General features: G+C 39.3%; 24 protein-coding genes. 3 read left to right on the forward strand and 21 right to left on the reverse strand.

Annotated features, from left to right (window positions below; genetic code table 11):
• Positions 1-180: 180 nt before the first annotated feature.
• From UNSWCS_RS04510 to UNSWCS_RS04540, 9 genes are all read right to left on the reverse strand, one after another.
• Positions 181-465, reverse strand: a complete 285-nt coding sequence (locus UNSWCS_RS04510) for a hypothetical protein (RefSeq protein ID WP_051267825.1) — start codon at positions 463-465, stop codon at positions 181-183.
• The gene (locus UNSWCS_RS12635; RefSeq protein WP_021087514.1) at positions 462-593 is read right to left on the reverse strand and encodes a hypothetical protein; all 132 of its coding nucleotides are present in this window, start codon (positions 591-593) and stop codon (positions 462-464) included. Before UNSWCS_RS12635 ends, UNSWCS_RS04510 begins: the two co-directional genes overlap by 4 nt.
• Entirely contained in the window at positions 586-735 is a 150-nt protein-coding gene (locus UNSWCS_RS11945; protein WP_021087524.1) for a hypothetical protein, read from the reverse strand. The genes UNSWCS_RS12635 and UNSWCS_RS11945 overlap by 8 nt, the downstream gene beginning before the upstream one ends.
• Positions 736-994: 259 nt before the next feature.
• On the reverse strand, positions 995-1,633 hold the full coding sequence (locus UNSWCS_RS04515) for an HAD family hydrolase (RefSeq protein ID WP_021087544.1): 639 nt from the start codon (positions 1,631-1,633) through the stop codon (positions 995-997).
• 72 nt (positions 1,634-1,705) lie between these two features.
• Positions 1,706-2,719, reverse strand: a complete 1,014-nt coding sequence (locus UNSWCS_RS04520; protein WP_021087531.1) for an OmpA family protein — start codon at positions 2,717-2,719, stop codon at positions 1,706-1,708.
• A 155-nt stretch (positions 2,720-2,874) separates the two neighbouring features.
• The gene (gene rpsI / locus UNSWCS_RS04525) at positions 2,875-3,264 is read right to left on the reverse strand and encodes a 30S ribosomal protein S9 (protein ID WP_021084780.1); all 390 of its coding nucleotides are present in this window, start codon (positions 3,262-3,264) and stop codon (positions 2,875-2,877) included.
• Between the two features lie 2 nt (positions 3,265-3,266).
• Positions 3,267-3,695 carry a 50S ribosomal protein L13 gene (gene rplM, locus UNSWCS_RS04530; RefSeq protein WP_002939292.1) on the reverse strand — a complete coding sequence of 143 codons (429 nt, stop codon included), beginning with the start codon at positions 3,693-3,695 and terminating at the stop codon, positions 3,267-3,269.
• Between the two features lie 80 nt (positions 3,696-3,775).
• Positions 3,776-6,595 (reverse strand): RecB-like helicase, encoded by a 2,820-nt coding sequence (locus UNSWCS_RS04535; RefSeq protein ID WP_021087536.1) that lies wholly within the window; start codon positions 6,593-6,595, stop codon positions 3,776-3,778.
• Positions 6,592-8,937: a PD-(D/E)XK nuclease family protein gene (locus UNSWCS_RS04540; protein WP_021087549.1), complete on the reverse strand. Its 2,346-nt coding sequence runs from the start codon at positions 8,935-8,937 to the stop codon at positions 6,592-6,594. Before UNSWCS_RS04540 ends, UNSWCS_RS04535 begins: the two co-directional genes overlap by 4 nt.
• 149 nt (positions 8,938-9,086) lie before the next feature.
• Between UNSWCS_RS04540 and UNSWCS_RS04545 the strand changes: the two genes are divergently transcribed.
• The 3 genes from UNSWCS_RS04545 (at position 9,087) to UNSWCS_RS12640 (ending at position 11,417) form a co-directional block, all read left to right on the forward strand.
• Positions 9,087-9,674 carry a flavin reductase gene (locus UNSWCS_RS04545; RefSeq protein WP_021087535.1) on the forward strand — a complete coding sequence of 196 codons (588 nt, stop codon included), beginning with the start codon at positions 9,087-9,089 and terminating at the stop codon, positions 9,672-9,674.
• A gap of 348 nt (positions 9,675-10,022) precedes the next feature.
• Complete coding sequence (gene nhaA, locus UNSWCS_RS04550; protein ID WP_021087526.1) at positions 10,023-11,252, forward strand: Na+/H+ antiporter NhaA; 1,230 nt, start codon at positions 10,023-10,025, stop codon at positions 11,250-11,252.
• Positions 11,253-11,288: 36 nt separating this feature from the next.
• The gene (locus UNSWCS_RS12640) at positions 11,289-11,417 is read left to right on the forward strand and encodes a hypothetical protein (protein WP_021087518.1); all 129 of its coding nucleotides are present in this window, start codon (positions 11,289-11,291) and stop codon (positions 11,415-11,417) included.
• Positions 11,418-11,498: 81 nt separating this feature from the next.
• Here UNSWCS_RS12640 and UNSWCS_RS04555 read toward each other — a convergent pair whose 3' ends face one another.
• The 12 genes from UNSWCS_RS04555 to UNSWCS_RS04610 all read right to left on the reverse strand — a co-directional run bounded on the left by UNSWCS_RS04555 (position 11,499) and on the right by UNSWCS_RS04610 (position 19,914).
• Positions 11,499-11,969, reverse strand: coding sequence for a FixH family protein (locus UNSWCS_RS04555; RefSeq protein ID WP_021087534.1), 471 nt, complete (start codon positions 11,967-11,969; stop codon positions 11,499-11,501).
• A complete protein-coding gene (locus UNSWCS_RS04560) occupies positions 11,962-12,531 on the reverse strand; it encodes a hypothetical protein (RefSeq protein ID WP_021087546.1) in 570 nt (189 codons plus the stop codon). Before UNSWCS_RS04560 ends, UNSWCS_RS04555 begins: the two co-directional genes overlap by 8 nt.
• Before the next feature lie 106 nt (positions 12,532-12,637).
• On the reverse strand, positions 12,638-12,850 hold the full coding sequence (locus UNSWCS_RS04565; protein ID WP_021087527.1) for a DUF4006 family protein: 213 nt from the start codon (positions 12,848-12,850) through the stop codon (positions 12,638-12,640).
• Positions 12,850-13,713 carry a c-type cytochrome gene (locus tag UNSWCS_RS04570; RefSeq protein ID WP_021087542.1) on the reverse strand — a complete coding sequence of 288 codons (864 nt, stop codon included), beginning with the start codon at positions 13,711-13,713 and terminating at the stop codon, positions 12,850-12,852. The genes UNSWCS_RS04565 and UNSWCS_RS04570 overlap by 1 nt, the downstream gene beginning before the upstream one ends.
• Positions 13,701-13,913 (reverse strand): cytochrome c oxidase, cbb3-type, CcoQ subunit, encoded by a 213-nt coding sequence (locus UNSWCS_RS04575; RefSeq protein ID WP_021087538.1) that lies wholly within the window; start codon positions 13,911-13,913, stop codon positions 13,701-13,703. The genes UNSWCS_RS04570 and UNSWCS_RS04575 overlap by 13 nt, the downstream gene beginning before the upstream one ends.
• 9 nt (positions 13,914-13,922) lie before the next feature.
• Positions 13,923-14,588 carry a cytochrome-c oxidase, cbb3-type subunit II gene (ccoO, locus tag UNSWCS_RS04580; protein ID WP_021087548.1) on the reverse strand — a complete coding sequence of 222 codons (666 nt, stop codon included), beginning with the start codon at positions 14,586-14,588 and terminating at the stop codon, positions 13,923-13,925.
• Entirely contained in the window at positions 14,588-16,078 is a 1,491-nt protein-coding gene (ccoN, locus tag UNSWCS_RS04585; RefSeq protein WP_035143518.1) for a cytochrome-c oxidase, cbb3-type subunit I, read from the reverse strand. Before ccoN ends, ccoO begins: the two co-directional genes overlap by 1 nt.
• A 92-nt stretch (positions 16,079-16,170) precedes the next feature.
• Positions 16,171-16,854 (reverse strand): response regulator transcription factor, encoded by a 684-nt coding sequence (locus UNSWCS_RS04590; protein ID WP_021087555.1) that lies wholly within the window; start codon positions 16,852-16,854, stop codon positions 16,171-16,173.
• A complete protein-coding gene (locus tag UNSWCS_RS04595; RefSeq protein WP_021087513.1) occupies positions 16,847-17,587 on the reverse strand; it encodes a sensor histidine kinase in 741 nt (246 codons plus the stop codon). Before UNSWCS_RS04595 ends, UNSWCS_RS04590 begins: the two co-directional genes overlap by 8 nt.
• A complete protein-coding gene (locus tag UNSWCS_RS04600; RefSeq protein WP_021087554.1) occupies positions 17,580-18,245 on the reverse strand; it encodes a sulfite exporter TauE/SafE family protein in 666 nt (221 codons plus the stop codon). The genes UNSWCS_RS04595 and UNSWCS_RS04600 overlap by 8 nt, the downstream gene beginning before the upstream one ends.
• Entirely contained in the window at positions 18,245-19,363 is a 1,119-nt protein-coding gene (carA, locus tag UNSWCS_RS04605; protein ID WP_021087553.1) for a glutamine-hydrolyzing carbamoyl-phosphate synthase small subunit, read from the reverse strand. Before carA ends, UNSWCS_RS04600 begins: the two co-directional genes overlap by 1 nt.
• Positions 19,363-19,914, reverse strand: coding sequence for a DUF507 family protein (locus tag UNSWCS_RS04610; RefSeq protein ID WP_021087551.1), 552 nt, complete (start codon positions 19,912-19,914; stop codon positions 19,363-19,365). Before UNSWCS_RS04610 ends, carA begins: the two co-directional genes overlap by 1 nt.
• Positions 19,915-19,937: the final 23 nt, after the last annotated feature.

Genomic DNA, 19,937 nt, shown 5'->3' on the forward strand with positions numbered 1-19,937 from the left:
TTTAAAGGTGGCTAGCGCTTTAAAAAATAGCTAATCAAATAGAAGTGAAATTTAGAGTGGCAGCCAAAACTGCCACTAAATTTATTGTTTCTCGCTTAAGCTCACAAAGTTTCTTGTCTGATTTATAAATTTTATTCTTATCTTGAGCTGGGATAAACGTTTGAAAATGCCTTAAATTTCCTATCTTGGCATAACACCTTGAAAATAAGAATGTGTAAATTTCGCATTTTGCTCGATCTTACTATCGCCTGTTTTGGCTAAATTTTTATCTCTAAAATCACAAAGTCCCCAAAGTCCAGCTCTGATCTTATAAAATTCTTTATTAGTCTGCACTATTCGTCTTATACTAGCAAATGGAGTTTTGCTGCCCCAAGTACTCACATCAGTTTTATGGTAAAGATCAAAAAGCGTTGCCATGCCGCCAAGGCTAACCAACGCTTCTACTACGCACTCTTTTTGGTTCATCTCTCGCTTAGATACTCTTGTAAGCTTTTTACTTCAAGCGCTTTGCCAGTTTGAACTGTGCTTAGCGACTTAGCAGCTGCAAGTGCTGCGCGGATAGTTGTGAAGTAAGGGATCTTAAATCTAGCCAAATTTTAAGCTCTCAAGCATTTTTATATCACTAAATTTATCTCTAAATTTTATAAAATTTGCTTCTAGCTCAGCCTTTCGTTTAAGTGCGATATCTACAAATTCTGGCTCTTTTTCGAAGCACAAAAAATCCCTATCAAGCATATTCACATACGGGTATATTTATTTACATATTTTATTAGCAAATTTATCTAGAACAACAAATCGAATGCAGAATTTATTAAAGGCAAGGATTTGTTTAGATCAATAATCATATCAAAATAGTAGCAGGTATTTTTGATATGAAATTATAAAATTCTTTTTTATCTATCTAAAGCATTTTGTAATAAGTTAAAACAAAAATTTATGAATAAATTTACGTTTAAATGGTATCAGACTCAGGAGTCTTAATAAACTTTCACCATTATGCTTCTTTGATAAAGCTGACAGCCTCATGTGGATTTGCAAATATATGCTCGCTAAACTGCCTTAAATCAGACTCTTTGCCATATCCGCATGTAAGGCCAACGCCCGTTATAAGAGCAGCTTTAGCAGCCTTTAGATCCATTATGGTATCGCCAACCATAAACGCATTGTCTTTTTCTTTTTCTAATCTCTTTAAAGCTAAATTTATAGGTTCTGGATCTGGTTTTGGATTTACTACATCATCTCGTCCGACAACCGTTTTTATAAATTTCATAACGCCCAAATGTTCAAGTAAAATGATAGAAAATTTTGATGTCTTTGTCGTAACAACACCAATATCAGCAAACACACTAGCTTCTTTTAAAGCATCCATAGCATGCAGTAAAAGCACAGTCTCATCTAAATAGATCTTCTCGTAGCAAGCTTTATACTCTTTTACATATTCACCTATTAAATTCTTCTTGGCACCGAGTTTTTCAAACATTATTTCAAGCGGATATCCTACTAGAGATTTTAGCGCATCATGATCAGGCTCTTTCTTGTCATGAACTAAAAACGCCACATCAAAACCTTTTAAAATAGCAGAAGTAGAGTCTATAAGTGTGCCATCTAAGTCAAAAAGTATAGTTTTTTTCATGATAATCTCCGCAGAAATAAAAAAGGGCTCAGCCGAAGCCAAGCCCTAAAGAAGTAATTTTAAATAATAAAATTATTTATGGAAAGTAGCTTCAACACGTCTGTTTTGAGCGCGACCTTCTTTAGTTTTGTTTGTAGCGATTGGTTTAAGTTCGCCGTAACCAACTGTAGAAATTTTAGCTTTTTCTACGCCGTAACCAGCAAGGACCTCAGCCACTGCTTTTGCTCTTTTTTCAGATAGTTTTTGGTTGTAAGCTTCCGCACCTACACTATCAGTGTGACCAGCAAGTACAACTTTATAATCTGGGTGTTCACCCATAAAGTCAGCTACTTTTTTGATCTCAGCTGCATATTTTGGTCCAACTTTGTAGCTATCAAATGCGAAGTTAACATCTAGGTCTCTAAGAACGATAACTTTCTCGCATCCTCTTTCGTCAACAACTACACCAGCTGGAGTGTTAGGGCATTGATCGATATCATTTGGCACACCGTCATTGTCATCATCAAGAACTGGAGCTGGAGCTGCTGCTGGAGCTGCTGGAGCTGCTGCTACAACTGGAGCTGCTTTTGAATCAAGACCGATGCCAAAGCCTAGTGAATAGAATAGATTGTGATCAGCGTGCTCAAATTTGATAGCGTCTCTTGCCTCTGCTTTAAGAGCAAATCTATCTGTTACTTGGTATCTTAAACCAAGACCATATTGACCAAAACCACCATCTTTATTTTTCACAAAAGCGTTTGGTATATCTTCATAACCAGCACCGATTAAACCATATAGGCTAACTGGTCCAAAGTCAACGATATCTTTTACAAGGTTTGCGTGGTATCTAAGAGCTCTACCATGTCTTACAACGTCGCCTGTTCTCTCTTTTAGTTTTTGAGAGTAATCAACACCAAGTTCAACTTGATCAAAGAAGAAATCTTCAAGGTTTCTAGCTGCTCTAATACCAACAAAATTGTGGTCTTTTACACGTAGATTTCCTTCTGGATGAACACCACCGATAGTTGGAGTGATCTCATAGTTGTATGCTGCGTTAGACGCAAAAACCGCTGTTGCGGCAACCATAGCTAAAGCAATCTTTTTCATAATAGAATTCCTTTCAAATAGGGATTTTTAATGTTGACTATAATTTTACCTAAATAAAAATAAATCAACTTTAAATTATAACCAAATTCTTAATGTAAATCTGACAATTTACATAACCTAAATTTTGCAAATGCAAAAGCACTTGCAAAAAACCATTAACGTTTAGAGAATTGTGGGCTTCTTCTAGCCTTTCTTCTACCAAATTTCTTACGTTCAACAACACGAGAATCTCTAGTTAGCAAGCCTTTTGGTTTAAGCGCTGCTCTAAAATCAGCATCCATATCAGCTAAAGCACGTGAAATGCCGTGTCTTAAAGCCTCAGCTTGTGCTGAATAACCGCCACCTAAAGTTGTAGCTACTACGTCTATTAAACTCTCTTGTTTTGTTACTAAAAGTGGTTGAATAACTTTAAGCTTGATAGCCTCGTGACCGCCAAGCCAAGTGTTAAGATCCATACCATTTACTACGATTTTACCGCTTCCGGCTTTTATCCAAACCTTTGCTACGGCAGTTTTTCTTTTACCAGTTGCATAAACTTTTGCCATAATTATTTTCCTTCTTTTTTAGCTATTTGTGCCGTATGAGGATGCTCACTGCCAGCATAAACTTTTAGTTTTTTTATCATCTCTCTTCCAAGTTTTGTCTTTGGAAGCATGCCACGAACAGCTAATTTAAATAGTTTTTCTGGCTTATTTGCTATCAAATCGCCAAATTTCTCGCTCTTTACGCTGCCAAAATATCCTGAGTGTCTGTGATAAAGTTTATCTTCAGCTTTGTTATTACCAGTAAATTCTACTTTAGAAGCATTTATGATGATAACATAGTCGCCACAATCTACGTTTGGCGTGAAGCATGGTTTGTTTTTGCCACGAAGTATAGTTGCTACCTCAGTTAGCAATCTACCAAAGCGCTTACCAGCTGCATCAACTACGATCCAGTCTCGCTTAACTTCGTTTGGCTTTGTTATTTTTGTCATTTTCTTACCTTTGCCAAGTTAATTTTTGAGTTGTGATTGTATTTAAACAATGCTTTGACAAAGCTTAAATTAAGTAGCATTTAAACTTCAATATATGAAATTTTGCCCTCAAGTGCATAGAAAATGACGGCGATTATACTATGTTTTTCATAAAATTTAGCAAGCGCATCTTTATACTCTTTTACCTGCTTTTTGTTCTCTTCTATATTTTTATCTGTCGTTTTATAATCAATCACGCAAATTTCATGCTCATTAAAGCAAAAAAGGTCCATCTGCTTTAGCTCATTTTTTACTTTAAATGGCTGCTCTTTATAAATTTCTTCGCCTTTTATGCACTCTATAAATTTTGGCTCTCTTATAAGCATTTTTGCCCTAGAAAAGGCATCTTCAAGTGCCTCAAGTGGTAAAAATTTATGAAATTTATTTAGCATCAAATTTTTAGCTTTTTCTAGTGAAATTTCATCAAATTTCTCGCTCATCTCAAGCAGATAGTGAAACGCCAGACCAAAATATATCGCGCTTAAATTTTTGCCGCTTGTTTTTTGCTCTTTTGTCTCAACCTCCTGCCTCCCTATCTTTAAAATTTCAGGCATTTTTTCATCTTTTTTTGCCTCTTTTTGCTCGCTCTTGCTAGGCAAAATTTTGCCAAAGCTAAATTCTTTTAAGTCAAGATAGTCATTTGCTTCGCTCTTGTCGCTTCTTGTGTAAAACGAGAAAAAGCTTGGACTATTTCCGCTTGGGACGGCTTGTTTGATGATGATGAGCGACTTTGTTGCCCTTGTGAAAGCGACGTAAATTTTATTGATATTTTCTTGCTTTTCAAGCTCCTTCATCTGCTCTAAAACGCTTGCGTATTCGCTATCAAAATTTTCTCTGCCTGAAATTTTACTCTTTACGATCCACTCGCCCTTTTCGCTGTATTCGGTTATGAAATTTGAGTCATCTCCCCTGCCCTTGCCCATCATGTCGCAAACTATGACGTGAGCGAACTCAAGCCCCTTTGACTTATGCACGGTCATCACTCTCACGCCGTCGCTACTTTTTGGGCTGATTTTAGAGCTAAAGTTTTCAAGGTTAAATATAAAATCACTTAAATTTTTATACCCCGCGCTTAGCTCAAAAAGCCTTAAAATATCAACATCAGCCATGCTTATGCCTAAATTTTTCGCTAGGTAAAATAGACTATTTGTCGCGCTCACTTCTGGCTTTATATTTAGTTTTTTGACATTTGCATTTACTAGCGCTTTTACATTTTTTTCATAAATTTCTTCTTTAAATAGGCAAAATTTCGCATACTCGATGATAGTAGCGACAAGCGGCGTTCTTTTTAGCTCCAAAGTGCCTTCATTGACGCTTTTGATCCCCTCACTACCAAGCACTTCTGAGATGAGGCTAATGTCGCTATTTTTCCAGCAAAGTACGGTTATATCGCTTGCATTTACGCCAGCTTTTAAAAGCTCACTTGCCTGCGAAACGACCGCACCTGCGATATCTTCATCACTTAGCACACGCAAGTAGCCGTAGTCATCTTTTTCTACTTCAAAATAGTCGCACTCGCCACTTACCTCGTAGCTTAGCGTCTCATCTTTTTTAGCTGGCTCTTGTGGCTCAAAACTAAGCCCATATCTATGATAAATTTCTTCAAAAACGGCGTTATTAAATTTCACCAAAGCCTTTAAACTGCGGTAGTTGCTTGGCAAATTTTCTATATCTATCTGAGTAAAATCATCTCCCAGCTTGTCAAAAAGCTCCTTTTTACCACCTCTAAATTTATAGATGCTCTGCTTCGTATCGCCCACGTAAAAGAAGCTTCCAAGCCCGTTTTGTCCGTATCCAGAGACGATTTCAGCGATTAATGGCAAGATGATCTCATACTGGATCACGTTTGTATCTTGAAACTCATCGACTAAGAGGTGATTTATCCTGCCATCAAGCCTAAAGTAAAGCGCCTCTTTATCCAAATTTTGCACCAAAAGCTTAAAAACCAGCTTGTTTATATCAGCAAAACTTAGCGCATTTATCTCTTTGTTTAGCTCCAAATTTGAAGCCTTATAAAGCTTTAATAGCTTGCTAAAGCCACTTAGTCTATACTTTTCGACCTCTAAAATGTAGTTTTTCGCTGCCTCTTTTAGCTCGAAAAAGAGCCTATCAAGCTCAGGAGTATAAATTTTGTTAAAAGTGCGGTAGTCTAGGCTTTCTCTAGCAAAAACCTTACTTTTAAATAGCTCAAATAAATTCTGCTCGCCAAATGTCTTTTTAGCCACATCGCTAGCGCCATTTTGCAAGGCTATATGCTCATTTATCGCCCTTTGCGCCGCCCTTACTTTGCTATCATCTGGATAGCTTGCGCCACTATCTTTTAGCTCGCCACCAAAGCTTTCATAAAATTTCGCCAAAGTTTGCGAAAAGCTAGCCTCTTTTTGGCTTGAAATGATCATCATTAAGGCTAGCTCACTAAGAAGCTTTTTATCCTTGCTCGCCTCTTTTACAAATTTTTTCCACGCCATATCTTGCAAGCTATCTTGCACGCTGTAATCAGGGCTAATGCCTAAATTTTGGCTAAATTTCTTCAAAATCCCAGAGAAAAACGCATCAAATGTATAAATTTTTAGCTCACTTTGCAAAAAGACGCCAAGGCGCTCATCTCGCCTTTTTATCGCCTCATCTTGGCTTATATCAAGCTCCGCGCACACCGCTTCAAGCTCGCCATTTTTGTTTTGCAAATCCAAAAAAGTTGCGATTATGCGCTCTTTCATCTCGTTTGCTGCCTTTTTTGTAAAAGTTAGAGCGACGATCTCGTTTATATTTTCGCCTCGAAGCACCAAAGCGATGTAGCGAACGCTTAGCGCAAAGGTCTTACCGCTTCCAGCGCTTGCTTTTAGGGCTAAAAAATTTTTCATAACTCTCTCCTACAAAGTGTGACGTATTCGCAAAATGCGCAAGCACCGCTCTTTCTTTCAAAATTTATCTTAGTTTTGTTTATGGCTTTTAGCTTTTCTATCTCGTCACCTAGATCCTCTACGCTTTTTTTAGAGCTAACTAAGCTAGGCTCGTTTTTTAGGGCATAGTAAGCACTTCGCACCTCTCCGCCGTAAAGTGCTTCATAAAAGGCAAGCTGGAGCGAATTTACATTTGCCTCGCCCGTTTTATAATCAAGTATAAGCATGTCGCCGTTTGCGCCAACGTCGATCCTATCGATAAATCCCTTTATCTGCACGCCACAAAACTCGCTTTGCACCTCTTTTTCGCACTCAAGCACCCTAAAACCAGCCCTTAAACGCTCGTTTTCATAAATTTCATACTCTTTAAATTTATGCGTCCAAATTTCAAACTCAAGTGGCGTAAGATTTTGCCTTGCTAGCATCTCTTTAAAAATGGCTAGATCAAAGGTGTTATTTTGCTTATAAAACTCACTCGTATAGTATTCAAAAAGTGCGCTATGAACGCTATTTCCTTGCTTTGTGCCAAGCTCACCAGCTATAGCTTTTGGCGCATCTATGTGAGCTATCTTTGTGTAGTAGTATTTTCTTGGGCAAGTTAGAAATAAATTTAACGTCGAAAATGAGAGTGGATTTGCGAAGAAATCATGCTCTAAAATAACCTCATCATCACTTAAATTTAAGCTCGCACCACCTTTTAAAAATAGCTTTAAATAGGCCTCATCGCTAAATTTCTCATCTTTTATCGTTTTGAAATTTTTTAAAAATCTTGAAGGTATGCTCTCTTCATTTACGCAGCAACTTATCGCCACTTTTTTGGCGTTATTTATGAGGCTTTCGTAGTAAAATCTCTGCAAATTCTCACGCTCAATATAGCTTATAAGCCCCGCTTTTTGCCTCACTTTTGAGTTTAAAAACATCTCATTTGCGCTTCTTGCTGGGATGAAGTTGTCGTTGAAATCAACTATGATAACGCCATCAAATTTCATCCCGCGGCTCTCTAGCATGCCCATGACGCTGATCTTTCCTCCACCCACGTCGTCAATGCTTAGGCGCGAGATATTTAGCAAAAAAATCTCACTTAACTGCTTTAAGCTAAAGCTAAAATACCTGCATAAATTCTCCATCCTAAAAAGCTCAAGTGCAAGCTTCTCTTCGCATCTTGGCTCATTTTCAAGCACCAAAAGCTCATCTATTAGCTCTTTAAATTTAGTAAATTCACACGCCTCAAAATAGCCAGCCCTAAATTTCTCAAAAAGCTGCTCGCTCACGCCAAATTCGCTTAAAATAAAGCCAAGCTCCTCGTAGCTCTCACACTTACTTTGATTAAAAACTGGGCTTGCCTCTTCATTGATCGCTCTTGTGATGTAGTAAAGCGCCTCATAAAATTTTGTATTTTTAAAGCTCTCACCCATGGCGTAATTGAAAATTTTAGCGCTATCATGAAGCCTTAAAATCTCGCTAAAGCTCTCATCTGGCAAGATCACTGCGATGTTTTCAGGCTTTATGCCCTCACGCACAAACTCGCTCGCCTTTGCCATAGCGTAAGCGCACTGCAAGCTTCTTGTAGCAAATTCTCTTACTAAAACTGGCTCAAATTTTGTGATATTTTCTAAGCAAGTTAGCTCGTTTTTGTTTAAATTTAGCTCATATTTTTTATAGTTTTCAAACTCGCTAATGGCTGAGATTTGCCTTATCTTTTCGATTAGTTTTTTGTTAAAAACGCTAGTTTGAAAGATGATCTTTAGCGTGGTTAGTTTTGAAATTTTCTCTAAAATTTCCCACTCAAATTCGCTTAAAATGCCATCAATGTGCAGTGAAATTTCACTAAAACTTCTTATGTAAGCTTCATTTATCGAGTAAATTTTCGGCAGGGTTATATCATCATAAAGATCCTCTTTATCAAGCAACCTCTCATACTCTTTTAAAACCGCTTCAAGTATGCTTAAATGCTCCTCAAAATCAGCGTAAATGTCGTTAAATTTGATCTCTTTAATGCTCTTTTTACTGATGGCAAGCTCTTTGAAAAATGAAAAAAGATAGTCGTTGTTTTTCAAAAACTCAAAAAACTCAGTTGGGATTTTAAGCACCGAGTTTGCCTCTTTGACGCTGGCACAGGCTCTGTTCATAAGCACTAAAGCGTAGGTGCTATCGCACTCAAAGCGGCCATTTACAAAAACGGCCTTTTTATAAAACTCGGCGATACTTAGGCTCTTTGGCATGAGCTCGTCGTTAAAACCAGCGTTAAATTCCCTGATCTTACGCGAGTTTGTAAAGACGAAAAGTTGATTTAGATTGCGCATTTTTCTCTCTTAAATTTTTAAAAATGATAGCCAAAAGCTGATAAAAGAGCGCTTTTTCTCACTTAAGCTAAGCTTTGAAAATTTTTCTAAATTCATTAAAAATTTAAGCCTTAAAGTGCTAGGGGCTACAATTTCAAAAAGGAGCAAAAATGCATAAAGAGTTAAACAGATCTGGCTTTTACTACGGCTTTCCTGTCCTACTTGCCACTACAAAAGATCAAAAAGGGCGAGATGATATCACCGTGCTTTCCTCCTCTTGGACGCTAGGAGATAGCGTGGTGCTTGGCATCGGAGTTGATAACAAAGGCTATAAAAATATCCAAAATGGCTCAGACATCACGCTAAATTTATGCGATGAGAGCTTGCTTGAAGCTATAAAAAAGATAGAAAAACTAACAGGCGATGAGGACGTGCCAGAGGAGAAAAGAGCTCTTGGATATAGCTACGAAAGTGATAAATTTAAGGTGGCAAATTTACACAAAGAGCCTGGCATAAAGGCAAAAAGCGTGCGCATAAAAGAGTGCAAGATACAAATAGAAACGATCGTAGAAAAGTGCGAGATAAAAGAGTGGTTTTGCATCGTTACTTGCAAGATAGTTGGCATATTTGTGGATGAAAATTTGTTAAAAGATAAAAAGCTAGATACGCAAAGATACTCGCCTCTTATCTATAAATTTAAAGAATACGTTGCAACTGGCAAGCGTTTGGGATTAAATTTTGGCTTTAAAGAGGTTTGAGTAAGCGTTTTGGCTGGCTAGAAAGTAAAATTTACGGGTAAATTTATTTGGTTTTGACCTTGGCTAAAAACTTTTGGATGCAAATTTAGCCCTGCTATCAAGTCTCAAAAGCTCGCCGCAAACAGCCTTTGTACGCTTACATATATCTAAAATTTCATTCATTTTCGCTCCTTAATCTATAAAAACCGTGCGCAAGCGTCCCGCTCCCGCAAGCGCGGCATGGCAAATTTTAGCGACGCGTCTACTAAATTTACCTTTAAATTTGACTTGATTATAGCCAAATTCGCCCGAATTTTATGCGAGCGTAAAAATACGCTATAATCGCCAAAATTACGAAAAGGAAGCAAAATGGGCGGAATAAAAGAGTTTTTAAAACACGAAGCCAGCGGCGGGATTTTGCTGATGGTAGCTACGATCGCGGCGCTACTGTGTCAAAACACGTTTTTGAGCGATTTTTACAACGAATTTTTAAAGACCAAATTTACCGTAAGCTTCGGCGAATACGGACTAAGCAAACCCCTGATCTTGTGGGTGAACGACGGGTTGATGGCGGTATTTTTCTTTCTCATCGGACTCGAGCTAAAGCGCGAGGTGCTGGAGGGCGAGCTAAAAAATCCGTCGCAAATCGCGCTGCCAGCGATCGGCGCGGCAGGCGGCCTGATAGTGCCTGCGGTTATCTTCTATCTTTTTACGAAACACGACTCCTTCGCGCTTGGCGGCTGGGCGATACCGACGGCGACGGATATCGCGTTTGCTCTGGGGGTTTTGAGCCTACTCGGGCCTCGCGTACCGACTAGTTTAAAAATTTTCCTCATGACGCTAGCGATCGTCGACGACCTTTGTGCGATCGTGATTATCGCGCTATTTTACACGAGCGAGCTTAACGCCCAAATGCTTGCGGTCGCGAGCGTTTGTCTAGCCGCGCTTTTCGCACTAAACAGACTCGGCGTAAAGAGCAAGGCGGCCTATCTAATCGTAGGCGCGGTGATGTGGGTAGCAGTGCTAAAATCAGGCGTTCACGCCACGCTTGCGGGCGTCGTGGCGGCCTTTTTCATACCGCTTAGCTTTAAAGACGAGCCTGGCAAATCTATGCTAAAAAGTATCGAGCACGACCTGCACGGCTGGGTGGCGTTTGGCGTGCTGCCGATATTTGCCTTCGTAAACGCAGGCATCTCGTTGCGAGGCGTCGGACTGGACGAGATTTTGTCTCCGGTCGCGCTAGGCACGGCGCTGGGGCTTTTCATCGGCAAGCAAGTCGGGGTATTTTCTTTTAGCCTTTTGGCGATCAAATTTAAGCTAGCCAAGCTGCCAGAAGGGTCAAATTTCATCCAGCTTTACGGCATCGCCGTGCTTTGCGGCGTAGGATTTACGATGAGCCTTTTCGTTAACGGCCTAGCCTACAACGACACGGACGCCTTTGCCTACACCGACAAGCTCGCTATCTTGCTAGGTTCGGTAGTTTCAGGCGCCGCGGGGTTTATATTGCTTAAATTTAGCGCCAAAAACCAAAGCGCGCGCATAAAAGAGTGCAAGATACAGATAGAAACGATCGTCGAAAAGTGCGAGATAAAAGAGTGATTTTGCATCGTTACTTGCAGGATAGTTGGCATCTTTGTGGATGAAAATTTGTTAAAAGATGAAAAGCTAGATACTAAAAAATACTCGCCGCTCATCTATAAATTTAAAGAGTATGTTACAACTAGCAAGCGTTTGGGATTAAATTTTGGCTTTAAAGAGATTTGATCTAGCGTTTTGGCTGGCTAGAAAGCGAAAATTTAAATTTGATTTTGACCTTGGCTAAAAACTTTTGGATGCAAATTTAGCCTATTTTGTAGCGTTAAAATCAAATTTATAATATCTCGTATCTTGCTTATCGCTTAGCCTTAAAAGTAGCTGCCACCTGCCCTCTTTTAGGCCAACACTCTCGCTTACAAGCTCATTCTCTTGCCATGAGGCGCTTAATGTTTTGTTATCTTTGTTTGTTTGTGGGCGGGTTAGTAAAATTTCATAGCTAAGGCTTGAAATTTCGCCATTTTTTGGCATTAGAAGAAATTTAAACTTACCCTGCAAACCTTTAAATTCTGGCTCAAATTTAAGACCAAATTTCTCATCAAACCTAGCCTCGCTCTCTTTTATAAATGTGATGTTTTCATCGACACTTTGGTGACTTTGCATATAAGCGCTATCCATCTCGACTGGGTTGTTGATCGCAACAACGATGGTTGCGGCGCAAGCCAAGATGATAGCAACTATGCTAAGCACGATGCCGTAAGGCCAAAAGCTCTTTTTAGCCATTTTTTACCTTTTTATAAAAGATGATGAGAACAAAAAATGCGATCAAGCCGTAGATGAAAATTCGCAAGAAATTTAAGGTCGTTTTGTTTGAGCTACCGATACCGCTTTCTAGCTTTAAATTTAAGCTCTCAGCGATCTGCTCGGCGATATCAGCGTAGCCGTTTAAGATAGCGGCGTTATAGACATCTTTGCCGTTTTTTGAGACCAAAATGGGGATAATGCTGCCGGACTCTGGATTTACACTTAGAATTTGCTCCTTGTTAAAGAGCTTTGAAGTGTTTGTATCGCTAAAAATTTCAACCTTTTGCTTATCTTTTATGAGTGCTAAAAATACAAAGAGCGAGCTTAAATTTTGCTCTTTAAAAAGCATGCCAAGCTCGCCATCTTTATATACGCCAACTACTAAATTTATGCCGCTTTTTTGATAAAGCTCACTACCGATCTCATTTAGCTTTTGGCTCACTTTTTGGCTTAAAATTCCATCATCATTGATAACAAAATTTGCACCCCAAGCCAAATTTTGCCAGAGCAAAATGATAAAAATGAGTGCAAATTTCTTCAAATTTAACCTACAAATAGGTGATTTGGTGTAAGCACTGACCAAGCACAAATTGTGCCTGCGACGACTATTAGCAGGATAATGGCTTTTTCTATTATGCCTAGCATCGCTACTCCTTTACAATGACGTGTTTAGCGTTATCAACGCTCTTCATCTCGATGCTAGCTGCATCTTTTAGTGAGTAAGGCTTGGTTGCGACATCTTTTTGCAAGCCGATGCCAACGTATGTAAGCACCGCTAGGATAGAGAGCAAAAGCACCACCGCTATTAAAAATCCGCTAATGCCATTTAAGGCAAAGACATTTCTATTGTTATTTTCCATTATTCGCCCTTTGATAGCGATATGACGTACTCGCCAACTGCTTTTTGCTGGATCTCGTTTAGCCTGCCATCATTAAATTTAGGCATAGTGCCGATCGCTCCTTTTTTGCCACGATTTAGCACGTCAGCTACAAAGCTAGCCGAGCCATATTTGCTAAGATCAACTGACATACCATCCATGCCCTTGCCATCTTCGCCGTGGCATGAGGCACATGCAGCGTAAAGCTCTTTGCCAGTGGCTACTAAATTTTCATTTTTAGTGCTTTTTATCGCGCTTATCTCTTTAGCTACGTATGCTGCGATCGCCTTTGCGCCATCAGCGTCAGCTAAACCTGCTGGCATCTCACCCATAGGATAATCAAGTCCTTTTGAGCCATTAAGTATAGTCTCAACTATGCCTTTCTCGCTGCCCCAAATTTGTAAATTTGCAGCCTTGCCGCCTATGCCATCGCCTGTGATGCCGTGACATGCTGAGCACTGCACGAGATAGATACTCTCGCCCATAGCGTGAAGCGTCTCTTTGCTTGGATTTGCATACTCTTTTTCAAATTTAGCGTTTGCTTCTTTGACCTCTTTGTTGTACTCGCCGATTTGTGAGTAAGAATTTAGTGGGTAGCCCAGCAAATAGTACCAGATCGCCCAAACTAGCATAAGTAAAAATACAACCGCCCAGCCAAGTGGGACAGGGTTTTTATACTCACCTATGTCGTCCCAGTTGTGCTCGCTAAGCTCCACGTTATCTTCTTTTTTTGTTTTCATTTGTCCAACGTATTTACCGGCTATTACAACGGTTATTACGATTGTTAAAATGGCACCTATTAACGCAAGTAAATTTATATTATCTTCTAAATTTAACCATTGCATACACTCTCCTTTATAGCCTTGCGCTCTAAAATTTCGCCACCGATCTCATCGTTAAGCGCTAGTTTTGAGTACTTCTCGTAGTTTCTTCTGCCATTTTTTTCGCTCTTATAAAGATGAAAAAAATAGGCATACAAAGTGATCGCCAAAAATGCTGTCAAGAAAAAATAGCCATAAGCTTGAAACTCTCTAATGTTCTCCATCTTACGCTCCTACTTTAGGCTATTTAGATAAGCAATGAGTGCTACGATCTGGCGAATTTCACCTTTTTCAAATGCACTTTTTACCTGCTCATCTTTCATATTTTCAACGATAACTGCAGCCTCAGCCTTGACGTTAGCATTTGTCTGCTCTAGCGTGCCAAGTGCTGGCATATCTTTTTCGTCATAAGGCGTGTTAAAGACCTTTTTAACCGTTAGCGCTTCAGCGTAAGCGGTCTCGATATCAGCATTTTTCTTAAATAAAAATGGATATGCAGGCATGATCGAGCCTGGCACTACTGAGGCTGGATTTAGCATGTGATTTTCATGCCAGTCAGTCGTTCTATAATTACCCACACGCATAAGATCAGGTCCTGTTCTTTTTGAGCCCCAAAGGTGCGGACGATCATAGGCAAATTCGCCACTTAGTGAGTACATGCCGTATCTATCAGTCTCAGCTTTAAACGGACGGATCATTTGTGAGTGGCAAGTGTTGCAGCCATTTTGCATATAGATGTTTTTGCCAGCTAGCTCTAAAACAGTGTAAGGCTTTGTGCCCTCAAGTGGTCTAGCTCTGTTTGCAAAGTCTGGTAAAATTTCAACTATGCCAGCGTAAGCGATGACAATAAAAACACAAACCGCAAAAAAGAATGGATTTTTTTCTAGCCAAGCAAACATCACATCACCTCCGCACTAGATTTTGCCCCGCCGCCCATTGGCGAAGCGCTTTTTGGCTCTGCTAAGATAGCTTTAGCAGAAGTTGATTTGTAGATATTATAAGCAAACATCAAGAAGCCAACTAGATAAAGAAGTCCGCCAATAGCCCTTATGTAGTAGTATGGGATAAGCACGACTACCGTGTCTATAAACGAGTAGAGTAAATTTCCATAGCTATCAGTCGCTCTCCACATCATACCCTGTGTGATACCAGCGATCCACATAGAGGCAAAGTATAAAACAATGCCTGTTGTTTGTATCCAAAACTGAGCTTCCATTAGTGACTTTGAGTAAATTTCACGCTTAAACACGCGCGGTGTCATGTGATAAAGTGCCGCCATGATCATAAAGCCAACCCATCCAAGAGCACCGTCGTGAACGTGTCCTGGTACCCAGTCAGTAAAGTGCGCTAGGGCATTTACAGACTTGATAGAAAGGATCGGACCTTCAAGTGTTGAGAACATATAAAATGTCGAAGCTAGGATCATAAATTTGATAAGCGGACTCTCTCTAAGCTGCGCCCACTCACCCTTCATCGTAAGAAGGATGTTTATCGCTGAGCCCCATGAAGGCAGGATCAAAACGATAGAAAAGACTGAGCCCATAGTCTGCATCCAATCAGGCGTAGCAGAGTATATGAGGTGGTGTCCGCCAGCCCAAAGGTAGATGAACATCAGACCCCAAAATGAAAATAGCGATAATTTATATGAAAATATCGGCTGACCGCTCTCTTTTGGCAAGAAATAATAAATTTGAGCGATGATAGCCACTGTAAAGACGAATGCAACCGCGTTGTGGCCGTACCACCACTGAACCAAAGCGTCGTTTGAGCCAGCGTACATAGATACAGAGTGTAGCCATGAGCCATATCCACTAACGAGCCTTGTTGGAACTTCCATATTGTTAAATAGATATAGCATCGCAACGCCTAAAAATGTAGCGATGTAGTACCAAACTGAGATGTAAAGTGTCTTTTCGCGGCGGATACCGATGAGGCCAAATATACTAATACCCCAAAGTACCCAAACCAGAACCACTGCGATATCTAGTGGCCACTCAAGCTCGGCGTACTCTTTCGCTGTGCTATCGCCCATAAAAAGCGTAACAACAGCCAAAACCATAACAAGCATATATAGCCAAAAGTGAAGCTTGCCAATAAACATCAAAAATGGCGACTCGCTCATCGAGACCTTTAAAACACGCTGTCCGATGTAGTACCAAGTGGCAAAGATACCCGAGAGCATGAAGCCAAAGATAATGCCATTAGTGTGAAGGGGGCGCAGTCTTCCAAATATAGAATACTCGCCAGCTATGTAGTTAAGCTCTGGACAGGCCATTTGAAAGGCTATAACTACACCAATAACCATGCCTATGATACCAAAAAGTATCGTGGCAAACATGAATAGCTTTGCTACACTATAGTCATAGTGTAGCAGCTGAGATGGTTGCATCAATTCTCCTCCTAGTTAAATTTATATTAACGAATTGTTATTCTAAGATAAAAAATCTATAAAAAAACTTAATTAATATAAATTATTTAATACTAGGAAATTCTTCTGTCTATTTTGTAACCAAGTCCAGGAACATTTTTTATAAAGCTATTGCCAACTTTGTCTCTAACACGCTTAACAAAAGTCCTAATAGCTGCCTCAGTAACGCTCTCGCCAACCCAAACGACGCTTTTGATCTCATCGTGAAGCACAAGCGTTCCAAGTCTTTTTATCAAAAGTGAGATAAATGCAAGCTCTTTTTTGGTAAGTGAAATTTCAACACCATCTCTGATAAGCACGCGTTTAATTTTGTTAAAGCTATATCCGTTTGCAACTTGGATGATACTTGATGTTTCTATTTTATTTTTTGCAACATTTTCTAACGTATTTAAAAGATCATCCACCATGATAGGTTTTATAAGATACTTATCAACGCCAACATCGATCGCCTTTAATAAAGTCTCTTTTTCACTGTGCGCACTTAGGACGATGATAGGTGTGTCCTTAGAAATTTCCTTGATATATCTTGTCATATCAAGTCCATCGCTAATTGGCATAAAGGCGTCTGTAATTACCATATTCGGATTATATTTTTTAAATTTTTTCAAACCTTCATCACCATTTTGAGCAGTAAAAACTTTCTCAAAATTGTCACTTAGCACATCGTGCATGATCTTTTTGCTGTCGCTATCGTCTTCGACAAGCAAAACCGTTAGGTTCTTTAAAATTTTATTCATCTATCTCTCCTTTGTGTGGTAACTTTATTAAAAAACAGGCTCCATTATCGCTGTTGCCCGCTGTTATTTCTGCGTTAAATTGATCGATTATTTGCTTTGACATATAAAGTCCTAAGCCAGTGCCTTTGGCATCTTCTTTGGTAGTAAAATATGGCTTAAATATCTCATCTATCACATTTTTATCTATGCCACCACCATTATCTTCTACACTTAAGTAAGCAAATTTTTCATCGCTATCAATCTTTATTTTTATATTTTTATCTTCTATCTTTTGTAAATTTAGTGCGTCTTTTGCGTTATTTAGTAAATTTATGATGACTTGCATAAGTCTGTTTTTGTGGCCATAAATTTTAGAATCGCCTAGCACTTCAAGCTCTATATGAACGCCATCTTTTTTCATCACACCTTTTACAATCTGTATCGATGCTCTAGCTGCGTCTGCTAGGCTAAATTCTTGCGAAAGTGTGTTTGGGTTTAAAAACGAGCTAAACTCATCAGCAGTTTCTGACATATACTTTATGATCTGCATAGCCCTCTCATAAGAGCCAATAAATTCGCCGTCTTCGCTGCCTGCAAGCTTTTTCATCTTGTATAAAACTAAGCTTAGCTCATTTAGCGGCTGCTTCCACTGGTGAGTTATATTTGCCATCATCTCGCCCATCATCGCAAGCTTAGCAAGTCTCATACCCTCGCTACTTGATAGAAAATTTTCATCTAAATTTAAACTAGGCATTTGCTCTATATCCTAAAAATGATAGATAAAGTCCGTTTAAGATCATTATGCAAGCCGAGAGCTTAAACATGATCTCTTTAAATTTCTCTCTTATCAAACCAAAAACAAAGCTAGCTAACAGCATCGCTGGCAAAGTACAAAGTCCAAATACAAGCATTATGAGCGACGCATCGGCTGCATTTGCGCTTAAAACTCCAAGCGCTAAAAAATAATAGACCACTCCACAAGGCAAAAGCCCATTTAAAAAGCCAAGTAGCAAGAAATTTGCTAAATTTCTCTTTTGCATGCTTGTTTTTGCCATTTTTACTATAAATTTAAGTGCTTTTTCGCTCTCTACAAATTTTAAAAGCTCGCCCCTAAAAAGCAGTGCGATGCCAATAAATGCGATCACTAGGCCAACTATAAAAAATATAACACCTCTTGCTTGCAATCCAAAGCCAATGACCGCTCCAAAAGCGCCAAATAACGCGCCCAAAGCCACATAAGCAGAAATTCTAGCCATGTTATAAAGCGTGCTTAGCATTAAAATTTTACTCTTACTTTTGCCTTTAAAAAATAGAGCTTGCAAGCCCAAAAACCCGCTACACATGCCAACACAATGACTAAAGCTGCTCATAAAAGCAACCGCGATGATCGTGTAGAGGCTTATATCTTGCATTATAAAATTTCTAAAAACTGCTTAAATATATATTTGCTCTCGTTAGGACCGCTGCTTGCTTCTGGGTGGTGCTGGACTGAAAAGATCGGATAGTCCTTGTATCTTACGCCCTCGATCGTGTTGTCAAACAAATTTCTATGTGTCACAACCGCCACCTCTACGATGCTCTCTGGCACGTTGTAGTTGTGATTTTGCGTTGTTATCTCGATCGCTTTTGTCTCTAAATTTAAGACTGGATGGTTTGCTCCATGCTGACCAAATTTAAGTTTATATGTCTCGTATCCAAAGGCATTTGAAAGCAGCTGATGTCCAAGGCATATGCCAAATATCGGGATTTTTGCCTCTATCATCTTTTTGATCTCAGCGATTTCGGCCTTTAAATTCTTTGGCTCGCCTGGGCCATTTGATAAAAATACCCCGTTTATCTCGCCATTTTTAAATTTATCTATCAAAACTTCAGCCTTAGTATCGTGTGGCACGACGATGACCTCAAGACCAGTTTCGCATAGCTCATTTAGGATATTTCTCTTTACGCCAAAGTCAAAAACAGCTATCTTTTTGCCGATACTTTTTAGCGGCTTATATGACTTTAAATTTCTATCCCAAGCGCCTTTTTTATGCTCGTACTCGTCCATAGCGCTGACCGTTTTTACGTAGTTTATATTTTCTATGCGCCCGCTGCTTTCAAGTCTACGTTTTAGCTCGTCTTTGTCGCTTATCTGCGTTGAGATGTAGGCCATTAAAGCGCCTTCATCACGTAGCATCTTTGTCAAATATCTAGTATCAACGTCATAAACGCCAAATTTGCCCTGCTCTTCGAAAAATTTGCCTAAAGACTTTTGCGAGCGGTAGTTTGACGGGATTTCGTTGTAGCTTCTCATTATGACGCCACTTGCATGAATTCTAAGGCTCTCCATATCATCTTCGTTTATGCCAACGATGCCGATCTCTGGCATAGTAAAGACGATAAACTGACCAGCATAGCTTGGATCGCTCATGATCTCCTCATAGCCAGTCATAGAGGTATTAAAAACGAGCTCGCCTGCGCACTCGCCGTGAGCACCAAAGGCTTTTGCCTCTAAAAAAACGCCGTTTTCAATGTAGATATAAGCTTTCATTAAAGCATTCCTCTTTTTTTAAGCTCATCTTGATACAAACGCTCGAAAATCAGGTCGTATTCGTCAGTTCCAGGGATAAGTTTGCGTTTGTAGTTTTGCATCATCTCATAGACGCTATCTTCTATCTTCTCATAGTTTTTTAGATACTCATCTATTGAGCTATAAATGACATTTTTCACGCGATTTTCTGATACATTATACTCTACCAAATCGCTCTTCCAGATAGCTTCAAGTATCTTGTGAGCGACATTGCTAAATCTATCTTCATGAGTTAAAATGACGTCAAATTCGCCAGCAAGTTTCTTTTTAACGAGCCAAAACATATTTTTGCGGTCGATTTGCATAGTTTGCATCTCGTCCTCGTTTTTCTCTAAAAGCTCATTTACTCGCTCATCTAGCGCTCTTTCTTTTTGAACGTCAGTAGTTAAAATTTCACTTGCTTTTGCTACGATTGGCTCGATACCTTTGTTTAACTTTACAAAACCACAGTTTAAAAGATCTATTGCTATTTTATGTGAGACATAAGGTACATGTGGAAGTTTTATACGCATTTTAAACCTTTAAATTTTTATGC

Origin of the sequence: Campylobacter concisus UNSWCS (genome assembly GCF_000466685.1) — a bacterium.
GTDB lineage: Bacteria > Campylobacterota > Campylobacteria > Campylobacterales > Campylobacteraceae > Campylobacter_A > Campylobacter_A concisus_A.